The 3354-nt window shown below is 69.2% G+C and carries 4 protein-coding genes and 1 pseudogene; all 5 read right to left on the bottom strand.

The genetic code is table 11. The features are described from left to right. Positions 1-399: PhzF family phenazine biosynthesis isomerase (locus G3N98_RS38620; protein ID WP_206151061.1), on the bottom strand; the 399-nt coding region annotated here is incomplete at its 3' end. A 13-nt stretch (positions 400-412) separates the two neighbouring features. Next, positions 413-871, bottom strand: a complete 459-nt coding sequence (locus G3N98_RS38615; protein ID WP_011352811.1) for a RidA family protein — start codon at positions 869-871, stop codon at positions 413-415. Between the two features lie 42 nt (positions 872-913). Continuing rightward, a complete protein-coding gene (locus G3N98_RS38610) occupies positions 914-2095 on the bottom strand; it encodes a PLP-dependent aminotransferase family protein (RefSeq protein WP_047852437.1) in 1182 nt (393 codons plus the stop codon). A 151-nt stretch (positions 2096-2246) separates the two neighbouring features. Continuing rightward, positions 2247-3155, bottom strand: a complete 909-nt coding sequence (locus G3N98_RS38605) for a DMT family transporter (protein ID WP_089426049.1) — start codon at positions 3153-3155, stop codon at positions 2247-2249. A 57-nt stretch (positions 3156-3212) separates the two neighbouring features. Then, positions 3213-3354: pseudogene (locus G3N98_RS40095) on the bottom strand (VOC family protein); the annotation flags it as partial.

Here is a 3354-nt window from a genome sequence, read left to right as displayed (position 1 = left end):
CCTGTCGCGCGGCGTGACGCGTGCCGGCGGCGCGGCGAACGCCCAGCCGTCGGCCTGCTCGCGCAGCGCGACCCGGCCGACCCCGCACTGCTGGATCAGCCGGCCCGGCGCGCGCGGCCGCGCGCCGCTTTCCAGGAACGCATGCGCGGTGCCCAGCGTCGGATGGCCGGCGAACGGCAGTTCGCCCTCCGTCGTGAAGATCCGGACGCGGTAGTCGGCTTCCGGATCGGTCGGCGTGCAGAGGAAGGTCGTTTCCGACAGGTTCGTCCAGCGGGCGATCGCGAGCATGTCGTCGTCGCCGAGCGAATCGGCGTCGAACACCACGGCGAGCGCGTTGCCCTTGAACGGTACCGACGTGAATACGTCGACCTGCTTGAAACGGACGAGACGGCCAGGCATCGTGCTGCGTTCGTTACGCAACTTCGGCGATCAGCTCGATCTCGACGCACGCGCCGAGCGGGATCTGCGCGACGCCGAACGCCGAGCGCGCGTGCTTGCCGGCGTCGCCGAACACTTCCGCGATCAGTTCCGACGCGCCGTTCGTCACGACGTGCTGTTCGGTGAAGTCGAGCGTCGAGTTGACGAGGCTCATCAGCTTGACGATGCGCGTGACCTTGTTCAGGTCACCGGTGTGCGCGTGCAGCGTCGCGAGCAGGTCGATCGCGATCGAGCGGGCGGCGGCCTTGCCGTCTTCCGTCTGCAGATCCGCGCCGAGCTTGCCGGCCCAGACCTTGCCGTCCTTCTTCGCGATGTGGCCCGACAGGAACACCGTGTTGCCGGTTTGCGCGCTCATCACGTAGGCGGCGGCCGGTGCGCCGGCGGTCGGGAGCTCGATGCCGAGCGACTTCAGCTTGTCGTAGACGTTAGCCATGGATTCGATTCCTCGTAGAGAGTCGTGACAGGAAAAAGGGGATCAGAGACGCTCGCGCAGCAGCTTGCCGAGGCGCGCGACGCCTTCCTCGATCTTCTCGGGCGGCACCGTCACGAACGACAGGCGCAGCGTGTTCTGCTGTGCGTTGTCGGCGAAGAACGGCGCGCCCGGCACGAACGCGACGTGGTTGTCGACGGCCGTGGCGAGCAGCTTCATGCTGTCGATCTGCGCGGGCAGGTTCACCCAGATGAACATCCCGCCTTCCGGGCGGTTCCACGTGACGCCTTCCGGCATGTGGCGCTCGAGCGCGCCGAGCATCGCGTCGCACTGCGCGCTGTACAGCTCGCGGATCGTCGGGATGTGCTCGTCGAGGAAGCCGTCCTTGATCACTTCGTGCGCGATGCGCTGCGTGAGCGTCGGCGTGTGCAGGTCGGTGGCCTGCTTGGCCTGCACGAGCTTGAAGTGGAGTTCCTCGGGCGCAATGATGTAGCCGATCCGCAGGCCCGGCGCGAGCACCTTCGAGAACGTGCCGAGGTGCACGATGTGATCGGGCGCCATCGACAGCATCGTCGGCAGCGGCTCGCCGCGGTAGTTCAGCGCGCCGTACGGATCGTCTTCCAGCACCGGGAACGGGCTCGACTGCGCGAACGCGGCGAGCGCGCGGCGGCGCTCGACGGGCAGGCGGCGGCCGGTCGGATTCTGGAAGTTCGGCTGCGCGTACAAGAGGCGCGCGCCTTGCGTGAGTTCGGGCGTGAGGCCGTCCGGCAGCAGGCCCTGCTCGTCGGTCGGCACCTGCACGTAGCGCGGCTCGTACAGCGAGAACGACTGCAGCGCGCCGAGGTAGGTCGGGGTTTCGACGAGGATCGGGCTGCCCGGATCGACGAGCGCCTTGCCGAGCAGGTCGAGCGCCTGCTGCGAGCCGGTCGTGATCAGCACCTGCGACACGCGCACGCTGTAGCGCTCGGCGATCCATTCGCGCAGCGGCAGGTAGCCTTCGGTCGCGCTGTACTGGAGCGCGGCGGCCGGCGCGTCGCGCAGCACGCGATCGGCGGCGGCGCGCATGCGCTCGGCCGGGAACGTGGCAGGGGCGGGCAGGCCGCCGGCGAACGAGATGACCTCGGGGCGTTCCGTGACCTTCAGGATTTCGCGGATGGCAGAGCTCGTCAGCTTGCGTGCGCGTTCGGAAAGCTGCCAGTGCGGCGGATGCAGGTCGCTCGGATTCATAGTCTCCTCGTTCGGATATCGTGGTCAGTCAAGAAAGGTCGTTCGGGCAAATCGCTTCGACGCCGCCGGGTGGGCGGGCACGAGCGCGATAGAGCCTTCGCGGCCGGGTGGGCAAACCGATCAGGCAAAACGTCCATTATGGCGCAGCTGTTCAGCCGGCGCGAGCCGGTTGCGCGGCGGTGGCGACCGCCGAGCGGCGCCCGAGCACCACGGTGGCGATCACCGCGGCTGCGAACAGCCACGTCGACGGCGTCACCGTTTCGCCGAACAGCAATGCGGAAAAAGCGATCGTGAAGAAAATCTGCAGCAGTTGCACCTGGCCGACGCGCGCGATGCCGCCCATCGCGAGCCCCGCGTACCACGCGAAAAAGCCGATGAATTGCGAAAAGAGGGTCACGTAGCCGAACGCGAGCCACGTGCGCAGCGCGAGCGGGCCCGGATGCGCGGCATGCTGCGTCCACGCGAGCCAGCCGACCGGCAGCACGAGGAACGGCGCGGACACGACGAGCGCCCAGCAGATCACCTGCCAGCCGCCGATCTGGCGCGCGAGCCGCGCGCCTTCCGCATAACCGAGCGCACCGATGCCGACCGCGACGAGCATCAGCGCGTCGCCGGCCTGCACCGTGCCGCCGCCGTCGCGCAGCGCGAACGCGATCACGAGCGCGCTGCCGGCCACCGCGCTGGCCCAGAACGCCTTCGACGGCCGCTCGTGCGACAGCCAGGCCGCGTACAGCGCGACGAACAGCGGCTGCAGGCCGTTGACTACCGCGCCGTGCGACGCCGGAACCGTTTTCATTGCCCATGCGGAGAACACCGGGTACGCGATGATCACGCCGAGCGACGTGATCGCGAGGCTTTTCAGCTGCGCGCGGGTCGGCAGCGGCTCGCGGCGCCACCACAGCAGCAGGCCGGCCGGCACCGCGGCGGCGAGCGCGCGGCCGAGCCCGTTGAGCAGCGGATGGAGTTCGGCGACGACGATCCGCGTCATCGGCAGCGTCAGGCTGAAGATCATCACGCCGATGAGGCCGAGCAGCATGCCCCGGGTTTCGCGCGAATTCATGAAGTGGGTGTCTCCGTGTTGCCGGTATGGGTGTAGTTCAGCGAGGCGGCAGGGTGTTCAGCGCAGCGTGCGCGCGCCCTGCGGCGTGTCGAATTCGGCGACCAGCGCGGGCGGGCCGTCGGCGGCGTCGAGGTCGAGCAGGTGGGCGGCGCCGAGCCAGTCGAGCTGCTCGCGGAGCGCGTCGGCGCGCGGGTGGGCA

Source organism: Burkholderia sp. Tr-20390, from assembly GCF_017104595.1.
GTDB lineage: Bacteria > Pseudomonadota > Gammaproteobacteria > Burkholderiales > Burkholderiaceae > Burkholderia.
Note: the sequence above shows the minus strand (reverse complement) of the source record. Positions and strands in the feature narration are given on the sequence as shown.